Genomic DNA, 17383 nt, shown 5'->3' with positions numbered 1-17383 from the left:
CCCCGTCCCCGCGTTCCGGCTAACCTGGCAATCATGAGCGAGTGCACGCACGTTCTCGAACTGCCGCGCCCCGAACCGGCCGCACTGAGTGACACCTGCCCCGAGTGCCTCGCCGTCGGCAGCCACCCCGTGCAGCTGCGGCTCTGTCTGGTCTGCGGCCACGTCGGCTGCTGCGACTCCTCGCCGTACCGGCACGCCACCGAGCACTTCGAGACGACCGGGCATCCGGTGATGCGCTCCTTCGGCGCCGGCGAGGACTGGCGCTGGTGCTTCGCCGACAAGTCCCTGGTCTGAAAGCGGGACGCGCGGCCGGTTGTCAGTGGTGCCCGCTAGCCTTCACGGCATGATCCGCACCGCGACGCCCGCCGATGTCCCCGCCGTCCATGCCATGATCCGCGAACTCGCGGAGTACGAGCGCGAGCCGGAGTCCGCGAAAGCGACCGAAGAGCAGCTGCGCGACGCACTGTTCGGTGACCATCCAGCGGTCTTCGGACTGATCGCGGAGGAGTCCGGCGCCCCCGTGGGCTTTGCCCTGTGGTTCCGGAACTTCTCCACCTGGACGGGCACGCACGGTGTCTACCTGGAAGACCTGTACGTCCGCCCCGAACACCGCGGCGGAGGACACGGCAAGGCGCTCCTGGCCGCCCTGGCGCAGATCTGCGTCAACCGCGGATACGGACGTTTTGAATGGTCAGTCCTGGATTGGAATGAACCGTCCATCGGTATATACAAGTCGATCGGTGCACAGCCCATGGACGAATGGACCGTCTTCCGGCTCACTGGAGAGGCACTGCACGACCTCGCGGCGACTGCAGATGTCAACGCAGCGTAACCGGAGCCGATTTGACAGTGCAGACCCCTAGCCACTGTCCGTACCCGTAGGCTTACAATGAGTGACACTCGTGGGTTTGCGGGACACTGCGAGTCCCACCGTCGTGCCAGGTCGGCAGCCACGCCGATCCCGGGCGACATCGCACCGCAGATCGCGATAGCGTCACACAGCGCATGCGCTGTGCCGGGTGGCCGTTCCTTCCGCCGGGAGGATCCGGTCCGGCATGAATATCAGCTCAAACAGCTTGTGTCACCTTGGAGGTGAGGGTGTCCCAGATCGCAGGCGAGCCCGGGAATCAGGACTTCGTGGAAGTCCGGCTGCCCGCTGCGGGTGCCTACCTTTCGGTGCTGCGTACGGCCACGGCCGGACTGGCAGCCCGCTTGGACTTCACCCTCGACGAGATCGAGGATCTGCGTATCGCCGTCGACGAGGCGTGCGCGATCCTCCTGCAGCAAGCCGTCCCCGGCAGTGTGCTGAGCTGCGTCTTCCGCCTGATCGACGACGCGCTTCAGGTGACCGTGTCGGCTCCCACCACCGACGGCCGCGCTCCGGAGCGCGACACCTTCGCCTGGACGGTGCTCTCCGCACTGGCCGGCAAGGTCGACTCCACCGTCGCGGAGGACCGGACGGTCAGCATCAGTCTGTACAAGGAGCGCGGCGCCGGTCCCGGACCGTCATGACCGAAGAGGGGGCCCTGTGAAGGATCTGGAGCGCGGCGCGCGGATGGAGCCGAGACTGGCCATCCCCGAGCAGCAGGCCCGGCCGCACCCAATGGGCACGGACGACCTCAGCGGCCGGTTGAACGCGGCGGAGCAGGCAGAGCGGGCGGACCACATGGACCACAGCGAGCAGCAGCGGCAGCAGCAGGATCCGCAGCATCACCCCCATGATGCGCACGATCCGCAGGACCGCAGCGGTGCCCGCGCGATGTTCTACGAGCTGCGCAAGCTTCCGGAGGGCTCCGACGAGCGCGCGGAGCTGCGCAACACCCTGGTCCGGATGCACCTCCCCCTGGTGGAGCATCTCGCCCGGCGCTTCCGCAACCGCGGCGAGCCGCTGGACGACCTGACCCAGGTCGCCACGATCGGTCTGATCAAGTCGGTGGACCGGTTCGATCCGGAGCGCGGCGTGGAGTTCTCCACGTACGCCACCCCGACCGTGGTCGGCGAGATCAAGCGGCACTTCCGCGACAAGGGCTGGGCGGTCCGCGTGCCGCGCCGGCTCCAGGAGCTCCGGCTGTCGCTGACCACGGCAACCGCTGAGCTCTCCCAGCGGCACGGCCGTGCGCCCACGGTGCACGAGCTGGCCGAGCATCTGCGGATCTCCGAGGAGGAGGTGCTGGAGGGGCTGGAATCGGCCAATGCCTACAGCACCCTCTCGCTGGACGTTCCCGACACCGACGACGAGTCCCCCGCGGTCGCCGACACCCTGGGCGCCGAGGACGAGGCGCTGGAGGGCGTGGAGTACCGCGAATCCCTCAAGCCGCTGCTGGAGGATCTGCCGCCGCGCGAGAAGAAGATCCTGCTGCTGCGCTTCTTCGGCAACATGACCCAGTCGCAGATCGCCCAGGAGGTCGGCATCTCGCAGATGCACGTCTCCCGGCTGCTGGCCCGCACCCTGGCCCAGCTCCGCGACAAGCTGCTGGTCGAGGAGTAGCCCACTCCGGCGGGGCGGGAGACCGCCGGACCCGCACACTCCCGGCCGCGGCACCCACGGGCGCGGGCCGCACCGATCCGCCGTACGGGCTCCTGCGAGAGCCCCCGGCCCGGTGCGACCCGCGCCCGTCGCCTTACGCCCGCACAAGCCCGGCGCACGGCCTCGGGCCCACGCCCGTCGCCATACCGCCCGCACAAGCCCGGCGCACGGCCTCTCCACGTCTCCACGCCCGCCGGTGCGCAACCGATGCCCACGCCCCCTGCCACGCCCGCGTAGACCCAGCGCATGACTACACCCCACGCCGACACCGGCGGAACGCGCCGAGCGCTTGCGCGGGCGCAGCCGGGTGCCCAGCGGCCCCGCGACCGAGGTGCCGTGGCCCCGCAGGGCCGTACGCCGTCATTGCCGGGCCGCCACGGTCGAGGCCTGGCGTCGGAACGGCGGATCGGGCGCCGGCGTGCGGCACTGGCAGCACGGCGGACGCAGGCCGCCGAACAGCCGCGCCCGCGGAGTCGGACGCCCCGGAGTCGGACGCCCGCGGTCAGTGGGCGCTACGCGTCCTCGCGCGGGCCGATGCCCAGGGCTTCGGTGGCTGTCGGGTTGACCAGCAGGCCGAGGACGAGGAGGGCCACCACGCCCAGCACCACGCCGCCCGCGAGCAGCGCGCCGCCGCCGTTGATCAGCGTCCACGCCACCGGCAGCGCCACGATCTGAGTGATCAGCGAGGGCCCGCGGCTCCAGCGCCGCCGCAGCCACAGTCCGCGCGCGGCGATCAGCGGCAGCAGCGCCAGCACGATCATGGTGATGCCGCCCATCTCGGCCTGGCGCGGGCTGTCCGGCGAGCCGGTGAGCCCGTCGACCAGCATGTAGACGCCCAGCGCCGCCAGCGCGAGACCCTCCAGGCCGGTGAGCACAGCCGCTGCGGTCAGCCGGCGCGGCCGCGGACCGGCCGGTTCGGGTGCGGGCGCGGGGGCGGCTGCGGTGCGGTTCTGCTTGCTGCTGCTCACCCCTGCAGGGTACTGCCGGGCCCCGGTCCACCTGACGGGCAGGGCTGGGCCCCCGTACCAGCAGGTAGGTACCCTGCATCCCATGCGTGCACTCCTTGTGGTCAACCCCGCGGCAACCACCACCAGCGCGCGCACCCGTGACGTACTGGCCCACGCGCTGGCCAGCGACCTGAAGCTGGAGGTCGCGCAGACCGAGTACCGCGGTCACGCGCGCGACCTGGCCCGCCGGGCCGCGGAGAGCGGCGAGACGGAGCTGGTGGTCGCGCTCGGCGGCGACGGCACGGTCAACGAGGTCGTCAACGGTCTGCTGACGCACGGCCCCGATCCGGAGGGACTGCCGCGGCTCGCCGTGGTCCCCGGCGGCTCCACCAACGTCTTCGCCCGCGCCCTCGGCCTGCCGAACGACGCCGTGGAGGCCACCGGCGCCCTGCTGGACGCGTTGCGGGACGGAAGCGAACGGACGGTGGGACTGGGTTTGGCCGCCGGCACGGCGGACACCCAGGACGAAATGATTCCCGAGCGCTGGTTCACCTTCTGCGCGGGATTCGGCTTCGACGCCGGTGTCGTGGGCCGAGTCGAACAACAGCGCGAACGCGGCAAGCGTTCGACGCATGCGCTGTACGTGCGGCAGGTCATGCGCCAGTTCATGGGCGACCCGCATCGCCGGCACGGCACGATCACGCTGGAGCACCCGGGCGCCGAACCAGGCACGACGGAGGTGATCGAAGATCTCGTCCTCTCCATAATCTGCAACACCGCACCCTGGACCTACCTGGGCAGTCGCCCCGTGTACCCGGCGCCGGCGGCGTCCTTCGACACCGCTCTGGACGTCTTCGCGCTGACCAGATTGTCCACGCCCGCGGTCGCGCGGTACGCCACCCAGCTGCTGGCGTCAACCCCGGATCGCGGGCCGCAGGGAAAGCACGCCGTATCGCTTCATGATCAGACGGACTTCACCTTGCATTCACAGGTTCCACTGCCCTTTCAGATGGACGGCGACCACCTGGGACTGCGTTCCAGCGTGACGTTCACAGGCGTACGCCGTGCACTGCGTGTGATTGTGTGAGCAGTAGGGCCTAAAGTCCTTTCAGTCGAACGTTTAGGCTGACTTCCACCCCCTAGAAGTACGGCTGTGACCTAGGCGACACCAAGGAATCAAAAAAAAGTTTCCGGAAGGGGTTGTATCCGTCGCCGAGGTTTGCGAGTCTCTTCATGGCGATCGGGACGGCCGCTCTACCGGCCCCCTTGAGAGCCCGAATCCCCTCCTCTTTTCCAGGACCGCACCAGCCCCTTGCGGGCGTTCGGCCCTTCCCTTGCGGAGGGATTCGTGAAAGCGTTCACATTCACAAGCAACTTTCCCGTAATACGAGGAGATGGAGCAGCCATGGACTGGCGTCACCGCGCCGTTTGCCGCGAGGAAGACCCCGAGCTCTTCTTCCCCATCGGCAACACCGGTCCTGCGCTGCTGCAGATCGAGGAAGCCAAGGCCGTCTGCCGCCGCTGCCCCGTCATGGAGCAGTGCCTGCAGTGGGCGCTCGAGTCCGGTCAGGACTCCGGCGTCTGGGGTGGTCTGAGCGAGGACGAGCGCCGCGCAATGAAGCGCCGTGCGGCTCGTAACCGGGCGCGCAACGCCAGCGCCTGAACCAGACGCCCCGTGGCATCCGAGCCGCAGCGCGCAGTACCCCCGATGCGCCCCCAGCCTGATGGGCATGGGCGGTACCCCACAGCAATGTGAGCTTTGAGCCCCGGACCGGAACTCGGTCCGGGGCCTACTGCTGTTCGGGGCCGGGGCCGGGGCCACGCACCCGTACCCATACGGCCGACGCACGCCGGGAGCGCGCGGAGGTGCGTACGGAGTGAACGCGCCGGCCGGCGCCGTCCGAGCGCCGGCCCGGTCGGCCCCCGCCCGCGCGCCTCAGTGCTTCTCGGCCCCGACCGGCAGGTCCAGCACCACCTGGGTGCCGCGCCCGGGCGCCGGCAGCATGTCGAACGTGCCGCCCATCTCGCCCTCGACCAGCGTCCGCACGATCTGGAGGCCGAGGTTGCCCGCGCGCTGCGGGTCGAAGCCCTCGGGCAGCCCGCGGCCGTCGTCCTGGACGGTGACCCGCAGCCGCGGCTCGGCGGGGCTGCCGCCGCGTACCGCGCCCACCTCGACCGTGCCCAGCTCCCCCGGCGCGAAGGCGTGCTCCAGGGCGTTCTGCAGGACCTCGGTGAGCACCATCGACAGCGGCGTCGCGACCTCGGCGTCCAGGATCCCGAAGCGGCCGGTGCGCCGTCCCGTGACCTTCCCCGGCGAGATCTCCGCGACCATGGCCAGCACCCGGTCGGCGATCTCGTCGAACTCCACCCGCTCGTCCAGCGTCTGGGACAGCGTCTCGTGGACGATGGCGATCGAACCGACCCTGCGGACCGCCTCGTTGAGTGCCTCGCGTCCCTGGGGCGAATCCATCCGCCGGGCCTGCAGCCGCAAGAGGGCGGCCACGGTCTGCAAGTTGTTCTTCACCCGGTGGTGGATTTCCCGGATGGTCGCGTCCTTCGTCATCAATTCGCGCTCTCGGCGTCGCAATTCGGTGACGTCGCGCAGCAGCACGAGTGAACCGATGTGCGTGCCCTTCGGTTTGAGCGGGATGGCGCGCAGTTGAATGACGCCGTCGTTCCCCTCCACCTCGAATTCGCGCGGTGCCCAGCCGCTGGCGAGCTTCACCAGTGCCTCGTCGACGGGGCCGCGGGCGGGCGCCAGTTCGGCGGTGGCCCGGCCGAGGTGGTGGCCCACGAGGTCGGCGGCGAGCCCGAGGCGGTGGTACGCGGAGAGCGCGTTCGGGCTGGCGTACTGGACGACGCCGTCGGCGTCGAGCCGGATGAGCCCGTCGCCGGCCCGCGGCGAGGCATCCATGTCGACCTGCTGACCCGGGAAGGGAAACGATCCTGCGGCGATCATCTGCGCCAGGTCGGACGCGCTCTGCAGGTAGGTGAGCTCCAGCCGGCTGGGGGTCCGTACGGTCAGCAGGTTGGTGTTCCGCGCGATGACGCCCAGCACCCGGCCCTCGCGGCGCACGGGGATGGACTCCACCCGTACCGGAACCTCCTCGCGCCACTCGGGGTCGCCCTCGCGCACGATGCGGCCCTCGTCCAGCGCGGAGTCGAGCATGGGGCGGCGCCCGCGCGGCACCAGATGGCCGACCATGTCGTCCTGGTACGAGGTGGGCCCGGTGTTCGGACGCATCTGCGCGACCGAGACGTACCGGGTGCCGTCCAGGGTGGGGACCCACAGGACGAGGTCGGCGAAGGACAGGTCGGAGAGCAGCTGCCATTCGGACACCAGCGTGTGGAGCCACTCGAGGTCGGAGTCGCTCAGAGCGGTGTGCTGGCGGACGAGATCGTTCATGGAGGGCACGTATGCGAGCCTACCGGCGTACGGTGTAAGCGTTGACCGTGCACAGGCATGGACTGATGAGCCTGGTCTAGTCCACAATGAATCGGTAAAGGCCTCCGCCTTCCCCGCACAGGAAGGCGGATAGAGGACCGAGGCGCTCTCTGCCCTGACTGCGCCGCGGCCTCCGATCGGCCGGACCGGGCGCCGCGAGGAACCGCACACCTCACGGCGTGCGCCGGCCGATGTCAGCTCCGGGCTGCGGTGCCGGACAGGTTGAGGGTCCTGTCCCGGCGCCGCGGCCCGCGGGTGTTTTCAGGGCTCTTTTCTCGGGTCGTCGCCCGGCCCCTCCCCCTGTTCCCGGCCCCCGGCCGCTCCCCCGTGCGAGTGATCGCGTGGCTGCTTCCGGGGGAAAACGGCGCGGCCCCCGCTCCCGGAGGAGCGGGGGCCGCGCACACGAGTGAGGGAGGGGCGCCGGCCGGACGGGGCCGGCGTGGACTGCCGGGGAGGCTGGGGCCCGCCCCTCCCCCGGTCAGCGGGTCTCGGTGACCTTGGCGAGGGAGCGGGGCGCGTCCGGGTCCTGGCCGCGGGCGATGGTCACCTCGTACGCGAGCATCTGCAGCGGCAGGATCTCCAGGATCGGCTGGACCTCCTCGGCGACGCCGTCGGTGGGCAGCGCGAAGCCCGCCGCTGCCTTGTCGACCTCCGCCCGGCTGCCGACGACGACCAGGTCGGCGCCGCGGCCGCGCAGCCGCTCCAGCACCGGCTGGAGGGCCTCGCCGCCCTTGCCCTCGGTGACGATCGCGATGACCGGCGAGATGTTGTCGACCATGGCCAGCGGGCCGTGCAGCAGGTCGGCGCCGGAGTAGGACAGCGCCGGGATGTAGCTGGTCTCCATCAGCTTCAGCGCGGCTTCCTTCGCGGTCGGGTAGCCGTAACCGCGGGAGGTGAGGACCATCCGCTCCGCGAAGCGGTAGCGGGCGGCGAGCGCCTTGACCTCCTCCTGGCGGGCCAGGACGGACTCGGCCAGGTCGGGCAGGGCCTTGGCGGCCGCGCCGTCACCGCCGCGCAGCCCCTCGACGAAGAGGTACAGCGCCAGCAGCTCGGCGGTGTACGTCTTCGTGGCCGGCAGGGCCTTCTCCGGCCCGGCGAGCACGTCGATGTGGAACTCGCTGACCTCGGCGAGCGGGGAGCCGGCGTTGTTGGTCACCGCGAGGGTGATGGCCCCGGCGGCGCGCGCTGCCTCGGTGGAGGCGACCAGGTCGGGCGAGCCGCCGGACTGGCTGACGGTGATGACCAGGCAGTCGGTGAGGTCGGGCTGGGCGCCGTAGGCGGTGGTGGTGGACATGGAGGTGAGGCCGCAGGGCTTGCCGAGCTGCACTTCGAGCAGGTACTTGGCGTACAGCGCCGCGTTGTCGGAGGTGCCGCGGGCGGTGAGCAGGACGAAGCGCGGGTTGCGCGCGGCGATCCGCTCGGCGACCTCACGGATCTTGGGAGCACCCTCGGTGAGGATGCGGCGCAGCACGGCGGGCTGTTCGGCCATCTCACCGGACATGATCCGGCCCGGCTGCTCGCTGTGCTGGGCCGGCGTCGTGGCGGACATGCTGGGTGCCTCCAGGTGGCAGTTCTATGCGGTTCGTGTGCCCGCGGGCGTCAGCGGCCGGCGTCGTCGCCGGTGATGACCTCCGCGGCGGCCCGTCCGCAGACGCGGGCGGCACCGTGAGTCGCGATGTGCAGCGCTCCCGTGGGCGGCGCCTGCGGGACTCCCATCTCGACCACGACGGTGTCGGGCCGCGCGGCGATGAGAGCGGCGAGGGCGTCGGCCATCCAGGGGTGCCGGTGAACGTCGCGTACCACTGCGACGATCCTACGATCCGCCGCCTCGCGGAGCACATTTGAGATCATTGCGGGCGTACCGGTCTCGGCGGCCTGCACCGCGCTGAAGGAGCCGGTGTCGGTCCCCGGGAGCAGCCGCGCGAGTTCGGCGGCCACGCCCCAGGGGGTCTCGTCGCCCACGGCGATGTTGGCGACGGGCGTGAAGGCCGCGACGTACGCCGGGGTACGCAGCGGCTCGTACGGGGTGCTGCCCGCCGTGAGCCGGAGTGCCCGGCGGGCGGCGCGCAGCCCGACCTCGGGGTCGGCCGTGGTGCCGGACGCCGTTGCCGCGGCCGCCCGGTACGGCGCTGCCGCGGTCTCCGCCGTGGTCCGGATCCACTGGGCGGTGTCCCGTGTCCACTGCGACAGGGCGCGGACGCGGGCGGCGGCGTCGGCGAGGCGCTCTTCGGGGAGTGCGCCGGAGCGCACGGCGTCGACGAGCGCGTCGCGGAGGCGGAGGACGGTGTGCTCGTCGGCGAGGCCGCCGCCGACGCAGATGGCGTCGGCGCCCGCGGCGACGGCGAGCACGCTGCCGCGTTCGATGCCGTAAGTGGCGGCGATGGCCTGCATCTCGACGGCGTCGGTGACGATCAGGCCGTCGAAGCCGAGGCCTCCGGATGCGACGGGGGCGCGCAGCAGGCCGTGCAGGGCGGCCGGGCTGAGGGTGGCGGGCAGGTCGTCGTCGAGGGCCGGTACGAGGATGTGGGCGCTCATGACGGCCTTCGTGCCGGCGTCCACGGCGGCCTTGAAGGGGACGAGTTCGCGGGCCTGCAGGGTGTCGAGGCCGGCGTCGATGCGGGGCATGTCGTGGTGCGAGTCGACGGCGGTGTCGCCGTGGCCGGGGAAGTGCTTGGTGCAGGCGGCGACGCCGGCGGACTGCATGCCCCGGACATAGGCGGCGGTGTGCCGGGCGACGAGGCCGGGGTCGGAGCCGAAGGACCGTACGCCGATGACGGGGTTGCCGGGGTTGGAGTTGACGTCGGCGCTGGGGGCCCAGTTGAGGTTGACGCCGCAGTCGGCGAGACGGCGGCCGAGTTCGCGGGCGACGGCCTGTGTGAGGCCGGGGTCGTCGACGGCGCCGAGGGCGAGGTTGCCGGGGAAGGAGGATCCGCCGTGCACTTCGAGGCGGGTGACGTCGCCGCCTTCTTCGTCGATGGCGATGAGGATGCCGTCGGTCTCGGCGCGGAGGCGGGTGTTGAGGGCGGCGAGCTGTTCGGGGCTGTGGACGTTGCGTCCGAACAGGCCGACGGAGGTCAGGCCCTCGCCGAGGCGGCGCAGCAGCCAGTCGGGCGCGTCGGTTCCGGTGAAGCCGGGCTGGAGGACGGCCAGCGCGTCGCGGGTGAGGGTGTCGGCGGAGCGGGCGAGCGTCGTCATGGAGCGGCGTGTCCCTTCACTGCGCTGGGGCGAGCAGGCGGGCGGGCGGCGGTACGGCCGGGAGCGGTCCGTACGGGGCCGGGGGCGGCCTTCATCAGACCGCATCCGGGCGGGCGCCCGCCGGAAGCGGGCGGTATCGGGCCGCACCACGCCGACGACGGCGTCCCCGGGAGGGCCGCCTTCGCCGGTGTGCCGCGGTACGGCGGGTTCGTTGCCCTCACCCCTTCACCGCGCCGGCGGTCAGTCCGCCGACCGCCTTGCGCTGGAGGAAGAGGAAGAGGATCAGGATGGGGAGGGCGAAGAGGGAGGCGGCGGCCATGGTGGCACCCCAGTCGTCGCCGAAGTTCGTCTGGAAGCCGGAGAGCCAGAGGGGAAGGGTCTGCGCTTCGGTCTGCTTGTTGAGGATGAGGACGAGGGGGAACTCGTTCCAGGCGGTGATGAAGCCGAAGAGCGAGGTCGCCATCAGTCCGGGCGCGAGCAGCGGCAGGATGATCTTCACGAAGGCCTGGGGACGGGAGCACCCGTCGACCATGGCGGACTCCTCCAGTTCCTTGGGGACGGCCGCGATGTAGCCGCGGAGCGTGAGGATCGTGAAGGGCAGCACCATCACCATGTAGAAGACGGTGAGCGGGACCAGGCTGTTCAGCAGGGCGGCGTCCCGGACGATCATGTAGATCGCGATCACCATGACCTCCCAGGGGGCCATCTGGGCGATCATGAAGGTGACGATGACGCCGCGGCGTCCCTTGAAGCGCATCCGGGCGATCGCGAACGACGCGAGCAGGGCGATGACGAGGGACATGCCGACGGCGAGGACGGTCACGGTGACGGAGTTGCCGACGTACGTCCAGAAGTGCGGCGCGGTGACGGCGGTCCGGAAGTGTTCGAGGGTCGGGGTGAGCGGGAACCACACGGGGTCCTCGCTGATGATGTCGCCGGTGGGCTTCAGCGCCGTACTGAACATCCAGTAGACGGGGAAGACGAAGCCGGCGGTCAGGAACAGGGCCGTGGCGTTGGGCCAGATGCGGCCGAAGAGGGTGCGCTTCATCGCTCGTCCTCCTCTTGTCGGAGCACGATGCGGAGGTAGTACGAGGTGAGCGCGAGCAGGACGACGATGGTCAGCAGGGAGATCGCCGCGCCCATGCCGTAGTGCTGGTTGCCCATGCCCTCGATGAAGGCGTAGACGGGGAGGATCTCGGTGAGCCGGTCGGGGCCGCCCTCGTTGATGGCGAAGACCTGGGTGAAGGCCTTGAAGACCCAGATGACTTCGAGGAACGTCGTCGCGTAGAGGAACGGCCTGATGAAGGGCAGGGTGACCGAGGTGAAGCTCTTCCAGGTACCGGCGCCGTCGAGGGCGGCCGCTTCGTAGAGCTCCTTGGGGATCGTCGTGGTCGCGGCGTAGAGGTTGATCGCGACGAACGGCACGGACTGCCAGACGATCAGCACGATGATGACGAAGAACGTGGAGAACTGGCTGCCGGTCCAGTTGAAGTCCGCCATGGAGTGCCAGCCGAGCTTGTCCAGCACCCAGTTGACGACGCCGAAGCGCTGCGCGAAGAGCCACTGGTAGACGGTGGTGGCGGCGATGGGCGGCATGGCCCAGGCGAGGACGAGGCCGAAGAGGAGCGTGAACCGCATCCGGGTGCCGAGCCGGGCGAGGAGCAGTCCGACCAGGGTGCCGACGACCATGATGAGAGCGACGTTGGCCGCGGTGAAGAGGAGGGAGCGTACGGTGACCCGCCAGAATTCGGCGTTGCCGAGGATCTGGCGGTAGTTGTCGACGCCGTTCCACTCCGTGACGTGCTGGATGAGCTGTCCCATGTTGAGGTTCTGGAAGGACAGCACACCGTTGGTGATCATCGGATAGCCGAGGAGGACCACGGTGACGGCGAGGGCGGGGAGCAGCAGGAGGTACGGCGCGCGGCCGGCCGCCCACGCGTGGCTCCGCCGCGGCGGCCGGGACGGGCCGCCGGCCTTCTCCTTGCGGACGGTGCCGGGCGGTTCCCCGGTCCGTCTGCTCTGTACTGACATGGCTGCCATCTCGTTCGCGCCCTCCCCGGCGGTACACCTGCCGGGGCGCGGTGCGCGCCCGGCAGGTGTCGGTGCTTACTGCTGCTGGCTGAGCCGCTTGTTGAACTCGCCCTCGACCTGCTGCGCGGCGGCCTCGGGGCTCTTGCCGTTGAGGACGGCGGTCATGTACGTCCTGATGGGGTTGGGCGGGTTCTCCACCGCGCCCCATTCGGGGATCAGCGGGGTGGTGCCGCCGCCCTCGACGGCGGGGGCCGCCGCCTCGCCCGCGAGGTTGCCCTTCAGCGCGGTCTGCAGCGACTCCTTGTTGGGGATGACGCCGCCTTCCTTGGCGAGCTGTCCCTCGAACTTGTCGGAGAGCGCGATCTTCAGGAACTCCTTGGCCAGGTCCTGCTTCTGGCTGCCGGCGGCGACGGCGAGGTTGGAGCCGCCGAGGAAGACGCCCTCGGGCTTGTCGGCGGTCTCACCGGGGATGGTGAAGTAGCCGATGTCCTTCTCGATCTTCGGGTTGGCCTTGATCGCGATGGCGGATTCCCAGCCCATGCCGATGAACGCGCCGGTCTTGCCCTTGGCGAAGACCTCGCCCTGCTGCGGGGTGGCCTCGTCCTTGTCCTTGGGGGCCTTGCTGAAGGACTGGTACTGCTTGTAGATGTCCATGGCCTTGGCGACCTTGGGGTCGGCCAGGTTGGAGACCCACTTGCCGCCCTGCTTCTTCACCAGGTCGGCCTTGGTGCCGATGGTCAGGCCGTCGAAGAAGTACCAGTTCTGGCCGGGCAGGTAGATCGGCTCGGCGTCGGTCTTCTTCTCGATCTGCGCGAGGTCCTTGAAGAACTCGGTGCGGGTCTTCGGGGTGCCTTCGATGCTGGCGTCGGCCCAGACCTTCTTGTTGTAGATCACGACGCGGTTGGCCACGAACCAGGGGGCCGCGTACTGCTTGCCCTGGTAGACGGCCGACTTGTTGATGGACGGCGTCCAGTCGGCGCCGATGTCCTTCTTCAGGTCGTCCAGTTCCGCGAGGCCCTGGGTCTTGGCGTAGGCGGCGGTCTGGGTGTTGCCGACCTCGATGACGTCCGGCGGGTTCTCCTCGGACAGCGCGGTGGTGATCTTCTGCTGAATACCGTTCCACTTCTGGATCTCGATCTTCAGCTTCGCGCCGGTCTTCTTCTCGAAGGCCGCCTTGACGTCCTTGGTCCACCCGGCCGGCGTGGAGCCGTCCATGGCCCATACGGTGAGCGTCTTGTCGTCCACCCCCGCCGACTCGCCGGACCCGCAGGCCGCGACACTTACCAGCATTCCCGCGACAGCTGTCGCCGCGATCAGCCCACGCTTCACAGCACACTCCCCTAATGGCTGGGTGTGGTCTTTAATGGTTTAGACCAGTGCTCGCAGCTTGGCCTAGACCTTTAGGGGTGTCAAGAGGTGTATAAGAGTCGCAGTCGGCTCCGTTACCGGACCGACATCCGGCAGGCGCGGACCTGCGAGGGAGCAGCGGCACCCCACCCGTGCCACCATGTGAGCCGCTACGTACGGAGGAGCCGGTGACGACAGCACGAGTGGAGTCGGAAGGGCGGGGCATGGAGACCGACGGGGCCGGAGCGGAGTCCGGCGGCGGAGCCGCGCGTACCGCCCGGGTGCCCAAGTACTACCGGCTCAAGCGGCACTTGCTGGAGATCACCGAGACCCTGCCGCCGGGCACGCCGGTACCGCCCGAGCGCACCCTCGCCGCGGAGTTCGACACCTCGCGGACGACCGTACGGCAGGCCCTGCAGGAACTGGTCGTCGAAGGGCGGCTGGAGCGCATCCAGGGCAAGGGCACCTTCGTCGCCAAGCCCAAGGTCTCCCAGGCCCTGCAACTGACCTCCTACACCGAGGACATGCGGGCCCAGGGCCTGGAGCCCACCTCGCAGCTCCTGGACATCGGGTACGTCACCGCCGACGACCGGCTGGCCGGGCTGCTGGACATAGCGGCCGGCGGCCGGGTGCTGCGCATCGAACGGCTGCGGCTGGCCAGCGGCGAACCGATGGCCATCGAGACCACCCACCTGTCGGCCAAGCGCTTCCCCGCGCTCCGCCGCAACCTGGTCAAGTACACCTCCCTCTACACCGCGCTCGCCGAGGTCTACGACGTCCGCCCGGCGGAGGCCGAGGAGACCATCGAGACCTCGCTCGCCACCCCGCGCGAGGCCGGGCTGCTGGGCACGGACGTCGGCCTGCCGATGCTGCTGTTGTCCCGGCACTCCCTGGACCACGACGGCAGCCCGGTGGAGTGGGTGCGCTCGGTCTACCGCGGCGACCGGTACAAGTTCGTCGCCCGGCTCCAGCGGCCCACCGACTAGAGGTACGGGCCGGGGCAGCGCTCACGGTCACGGCCCGCGGGGGCGGGGGATTCGGCGGGCGAAACGGAACCGCGTATCCCCGTCACCCGGGTTTTCCACAGGGTGTAGCGCACGTCACACGCCCTGCCCTACGGTCCTTCCGTCACCGTCGGGACGGAAGGACGGCCAGTGCGTACGACATCACCCCGAACGATCGTCATCTGGACAGCCGTTGCGCTGATCGGCGCGGCCGGCTGGACCCTTCTCGCACTGAGCCGCGGCGAGGAGGTGTCGGCGGCCTGGATGGTCGCCGCCGCGCTCGGCACGTACGCCATCGCCTACCGCTTCTACTCCCGCTTCATCGCCACGCGCGTCCTGCGGGTCGACAAGACCCGCGCGACCCCGGCCGAGCGGCTGAACAACGGCATCGACTTCCACCCCACCGACCGCCGCGTCCTGCTCGGCCACCACTTCGCGGCCATCGCGGGCGCCGGACCGCTGGTCGGGCCGGTGCTCGCCGCGCAGATGGGCTACCTCCCCGGCACGATCTGGATCATCGTCGGAGTGGTCTTCGCCGGCGCCGTGCAGGACATGGTGGTCCTCTTCTTCTCCACCCGGCGGGACGGGAAGTCGCTGGGCCAGATGGCACGCGAGGAGATCGGCCCCTTCGGCGGCGCCGCGGCACTGCTCGCCGCCTTCGCCATCATGATCATCCTGCTGGGCGTGCTGGCCCTGGTGATCGTCAACGCGCTGGCCGCCTCCCCCTGGGGCACGTTCTCCATCGGCATGACGATCCCCATCGCCCTCCTCATGGGCGTCTACCTGCGCTTCCTGCGCCCCGGCCGGATCACCGAGGTCTCCCTGATCGGCATCGCCCTGCTGCTCCTCGCCCTCGTGGGCGGCCGCTGGGTCGCGGAGTCCTCGTGGGCCGACACCTTCACCCTCCAGCCGAAGACCCTGGTGATCTGGCTGGTGGCGTACGGCTTCATCGCCTCCGTGCTCCCCGTCTGGACCCTGCTCGCGCCCCGCGACTACCTCTCCACCTTCATGAAGATCGGCACCATCGGCCTGCTGGCGCTGGGCGTGGTGATCGCCCTGCCGACGCTGAAGATGGACGCGGTGACGGACTTCGCGAGCCGCGGTGACGGCCCGGTCTTCGCCGGTTCCCTCTTCCCCTTCGCCTTCATCACCATCGCCTGCGGCGCCCTGTCCGGATTCCACGCCCTGATCTCCTCGGGCACCACACCGAAGATGGTGCAGAAGGAGACCCAGATTCGGATGATCGGGTACGGCTCGATGCTCATGGAGTCGTTCGTCGCGGTGATGGCGCTGGTGGCCGCCTCCATCATCGACCCCGGCCTGTACTTCGCGATGAACGCACCGGCCGGCGTCATCGGCGACACGGTCCAGTCCGCCTCCCAGGCGGTCGCCCAGTTCGGCTACGCGATCTCCCCGGACCAGCTGGCCGCAGCGGCCAAGGCCGTGGAGGAACAGACGCTGCTGTCCCGGACGGGCGGAGCGCCCACGCTCGCGGTCGGCGTATCCGAGATCTTCTCCCAGGTGGTGGGCGGCGCCGGGATGAAGGCGTTCTGGTACCACTTCGCGATCATGTTCGAGGCGCTGTTCATCCTGACGGCGCTGGACGCGGGCACCCGGGTCGGCCGGTTCATGCTCCAGGACATGCTGGGCAACGCCTACAAACCGTTCCGCGACATCAGCTGGAAGCCGGGGCTGCTGCTGAGCAGCGCGGCGGTGGTCGGTCTGTGGGGCTACTTCCTGTGGGTGGGCGTCCACGAGCCGCTGGGCGGCATCAACCAGCTCTTCCCGATCTTCGGTATCTCCAACCAGCTGCTGGCGGCGGTCGCGCTGGCGGTGTGCACGACGCTGCTGGTGAAGTCCGGCCGGGTGAAATGGGCCTGGATCACGGGCATACCGCTGGCCTGGGACGCGGTGGTCACCCTGACCGCGAGCTGGCAGAAGGTGTTCTCCGGCGACCCGAAGGTCGGCTTCTTCACGCAGCGCGCCATCTACCAGGACGCGATCGACGCGGGGAAGGTGCTGCCGCCCGCGAAGTCGATGGACGACATGCACACGGTCGTCACCAACTCCACGGTGGACGGCGTGCTGTCGGCGGTGCTGGCCCTGCTGATCGTGATCGTCATCGCCGACGCGGCCCGGATGTGCATACGCCACCTCCGCACTCCGGACGCGGCCCCGCTGCACGAGGCCCCGTACGTCGCCTCCCGCATCGTGGCCCCCGCCGGCCTGATCACCACACGAGAGGAAAAGGCCGAACTCCTGGCGGCAGCGGGGGCCAGGGATGGGGATGGGGGCGGAGCGGGCGTCGGGTCGGGTCCGGGGACCGGGTCGGGGCCAGGGTTCGGGTGAGGTTCTGGGGCCGGGCCCAAGGGCCGGGTGAGGTCCTGGGGCCGGGTCGGGGAACGGCGGCGGGGGCCGGAGGGGGCAGGAACGACAGGAGTGACTGGGCGACGGCTTAGGAGGCGGACGATGGGGGCGACCGAGGCGCGGCAGGGCTCGGGCTCGCGGGGCGGGGTGCGGTGGGCGGCCTTGGTGGCGCGATGGGGCCGTGGCATCCGGTGGTACGTACGGGAGTTGACCGGCGAGTCGGCGTACGAACGGTACGTCGGACATCTCCGCCGGCACGCCCCGGATGCGCCGGTGCCCACGCGCCGTGAGTTCGAGCGCCACCGCACGGACTCCCAGGAGGGAGACCCCCGCTCGGGCTTCCGCTGCTGCTGAGGGGGGTGCCGGGGGCGGAGGGGGAGGGTGGAGGGGTGAGTGGAGGAGGTGGGGGTGGGGAGGGGGCGGGGGGGGGAGGCCCCCCCCAGCGCCCGCGCCCCCCCCCCCCCCCGCGGCCCCCCCCCCCCCCCCCCCCCCCCCCCCGCCCCCCCCCCCCCCCCCGGCC

16 protein-coding genes are annotated in these 17383 nt (G+C 70.4%); 9 read left to right on the top strand and 7 right to left on the bottom strand.

From position 1 onward, the window contains the following. Positions 1–33: 33 nt before the first annotated feature. From ACIGQF_RS15495 to ACIGQF_RS15480, 4 genes are all read left to right on the top strand, one after another. Positions 34–294 carry a UBP-type zinc finger domain-containing protein gene (locus ACIGQF_RS15495; protein WP_361564015.1) on the top strand — a complete coding sequence of 87 codons (261 nt, stop codon included), beginning with the start codon at positions 34–36 and terminating at the stop codon, positions 292–294. Positions 295–343: 49 nt separating this feature from the next. After that, entirely contained in the window at positions 344–832 is a 489-nt protein-coding gene (locus ACIGQF_RS15490) for a GNAT family N-acetyltransferase (protein WP_399710191.1), read from the top strand. Positions 833–1098: 266 nt separating this feature from the next. After that, a complete protein-coding gene (locus ACIGQF_RS15485) occupies positions 1099–1512 on the top strand; it encodes an anti-sigma regulatory factor (protein WP_361564011.1) in 414 nt (137 codons plus the stop codon). 43 nt (positions 1513–1555) lie between these two features. Then, the gene (locus ACIGQF_RS15480; protein ID WP_052867834.1) at positions 1556–2488 is read left to right on the top strand and encodes an RNA polymerase sigma factor SigF; all 933 of its coding nucleotides are present in this window, start codon (positions 1556–1558) and stop codon (positions 2486–2488) included. 551 nt (positions 2489–3039) lie between these two features. Here the strand turns inward: ACIGQF_RS15480 and ACIGQF_RS15475 are convergent. Further along, positions 3040–3495, bottom strand: coding sequence for a hypothetical protein (locus ACIGQF_RS15475; protein WP_399710189.1), 456 nt, complete (start codon positions 3493–3495; stop codon positions 3040–3042). A gap of 82 nt (positions 3496–3577) precedes the next feature. Between ACIGQF_RS15475 and ACIGQF_RS15470 the strand changes: the two genes are divergently transcribed. Both ACIGQF_RS15470 and ACIGQF_RS15465 read left to right on the top strand, forming a co-directional pair. After that, the gene (locus ACIGQF_RS15470; RefSeq protein ID WP_399710187.1) at positions 3578–4561 is read left to right on the top strand and encodes a diacylglycerol/lipid kinase family protein; all 984 of its coding nucleotides are present in this window, start codon (positions 3578–3580) and stop codon (positions 4559–4561) included. 318 nt (positions 4562–4879) lie between these two features. Beyond that, entirely contained in the window at positions 4880–5137 is a 258-nt protein-coding gene (locus ACIGQF_RS15465; protein WP_003983230.1) for a WhiB family transcriptional regulator, read from the top strand. A gap of 273 nt (positions 5138–5410) precedes the next feature. On the opposite strand, the gene ACIGQF_RS15460 is transcribed toward ACIGQF_RS15465, so the two are convergent. From ACIGQF_RS15460 to ACIGQF_RS15435, 6 genes are all read right to left on the bottom strand, one after another. Further along, positions 5411–6880, bottom strand: a complete 1470-nt coding sequence (locus ACIGQF_RS15460) for a sensor histidine kinase (protein WP_399710184.1) — start codon at positions 6878–6880, stop codon at positions 5411–5413. Between the two features lie 517 nt (positions 6881–7397). Then, the gene (locus tag ACIGQF_RS15455) at positions 7398–8468 is read right to left on the bottom strand and encodes an SIS domain-containing protein (protein ID WP_399710182.1); all 1071 of its coding nucleotides are present in this window, start codon (positions 8466–8468) and stop codon (positions 7398–7400) included. A 50-nt stretch (positions 8469–8518) separates the two neighbouring features. Beyond that, a complete protein-coding gene (locus ACIGQF_RS15450) occupies positions 8519–10114 on the bottom strand; it encodes a glycoside hydrolase family 3 protein (protein ID WP_399710180.1) in 1596 nt (531 codons plus the stop codon). A gap of 217 nt (positions 10115–10331) precedes the next feature. After that, the gene (locus ACIGQF_RS15445) at positions 10332–11162 is read right to left on the bottom strand and encodes a carbohydrate ABC transporter permease (protein WP_399710178.1); all 831 of its coding nucleotides are present in this window, start codon (positions 11160–11162) and stop codon (positions 10332–10334) included. Then, complete coding sequence (locus ACIGQF_RS15440) at positions 11159–12145, bottom strand: carbohydrate ABC transporter permease (RefSeq protein ID WP_399710176.1); 987 nt, start codon at positions 12143–12145, stop codon at positions 11159–11161. Before ACIGQF_RS15440 ends, ACIGQF_RS15445 begins: the two co-directional genes overlap by 4 nt. Before the next feature lie 75 nt (positions 12146–12220). Next, positions 12221–13474, bottom strand: coding sequence for an extracellular solute-binding protein (locus ACIGQF_RS15435; protein WP_399710174.1), 1254 nt, complete (start codon positions 13472–13474; stop codon positions 12221–12223). A 242-nt stretch (positions 13475–13716) separates the two neighbouring features. On the opposite strand from ACIGQF_RS15435, the gene ACIGQF_RS15430 reads away from it, so the two are divergent. The 3 genes from ACIGQF_RS15430 to ACIGQF_RS15420 all read left to right on the top strand — a co-directional run bounded on the left by ACIGQF_RS15430 (position 13717) and on the right by ACIGQF_RS15420 (position 17217). Next, entirely contained in the window at positions 13717–14478 is a 762-nt protein-coding gene (locus ACIGQF_RS15430) for a GntR family transcriptional regulator (protein ID WP_361564102.1), read from the top strand. A gap of 168 nt (positions 14479–14646) precedes the next feature. Next, complete coding sequence (locus ACIGQF_RS15425) at positions 14647–16845, top strand: carbon starvation CstA family protein (RefSeq protein WP_399710172.1); 2199 nt, start codon at positions 14647–14649, stop codon at positions 16843–16845. A 120-nt stretch (positions 16846–16965) separates the two neighbouring features. Beyond that, positions 16966–17217, top strand: a complete 252-nt coding sequence (locus ACIGQF_RS15420) for a YbdD/YjiX family protein (RefSeq protein ID WP_399710170.1) — start codon at positions 16966–16968, stop codon at positions 17215–17217. Positions 17218–17383 lie beyond the last annotated feature (166 nt).

It is taken from the genome of Streptomyces sp. NPDC053560, assembly GCF_044544605.1.
Taxonomy (GTDB): Bacteria; Actinomycetota; Actinomycetes; order Streptomycetales; family Streptomycetaceae; genus Streptomyces.
The sequence above is the reverse complement of the archived record's forward strand: the minus strand, read 5'-3'. Positions and strand labels throughout refer to the sequence as shown.

Excerpts from the sequence above, each read along its gene's own strand:
- ACIGQF_RS15495 (WP_361564015.1), top strand. The coding sequence starts at position 34 with ATGAGCGAGTGCACGCACGTTCTCGAACTGCCGCGCCCCGAACCGGCC.
- ACIGQF_RS15490 (WP_399710191.1), top strand. The coding sequence starts at position 344 with ATGATCCGCACCGCGACGCCCGCCGATGTCCCCGCCGTCCATGCCATG.
- ACIGQF_RS15480 (WP_052867834.1), top strand. The coding sequence starts at position 1,556 with ATGGAGCCGAGACTGGCCATCCCCGAGCAGCAGGCCCGGCCGCACCCA.
- ACIGQF_RS15470 (WP_399710187.1), top strand. The coding sequence starts at position 3,578 with ATGCGTGCACTCCTTGTGGTCAACCCCGCGGCAACCACCACCAGCGCG.
- ACIGQF_RS15465 (WP_003983230.1), top strand. The coding sequence starts at position 4,880 with ATGGACTGGCGTCACCGCGCCGTTTGCCGCGAGGAAGACCCCGAGCTC.
- ACIGQF_RS15460 (WP_399710184.1), bottom strand. The coding sequence starts at position 6,880 with ATGAACGATCTCGTCCGCCAGCACACCGCTCTGAGCGACTCCGACCTC.
- ACIGQF_RS15455 (WP_399710182.1), bottom strand. The coding sequence starts at position 8,468 with ATGTCCGCCACGACGCCGGCCCAGCACAGCGAGCAGCCGGGCCGGATC.
- ACIGQF_RS15450 (WP_399710180.1), bottom strand. The coding sequence starts at position 10,114 with ATGACGACGCTCGCCCGCTCCGCCGACACCCTCACCCGCGACGCGCTG.
- ACIGQF_RS15445 (WP_399710178.1), bottom strand. The coding sequence starts at position 11,162 with ATGAAGCGCACCCTCTTCGGCCGCATCTGGCCCAACGCCACGGCCCTG.
- ACIGQF_RS15440 (WP_399710176.1), bottom strand. The coding sequence starts at position 12,145 with ATGTCAGTACAGAGCAGACGGACCGGGGAACCGCCCGGCACCGTCCGC.
- ACIGQF_RS15430 (WP_361564102.1), top strand. The coding sequence starts at position 13,717 with ATGGAGACCGACGGGGCCGGAGCGGAGTCCGGCGGCGGAGCCGCGCGT.
- ACIGQF_RS15420 (WP_399710170.1), top strand. The coding sequence starts at position 16,966 with ATGGGGGCGACCGAGGCGCGGCAGGGCTCGGGCTCGCGGGGCGGGGTG.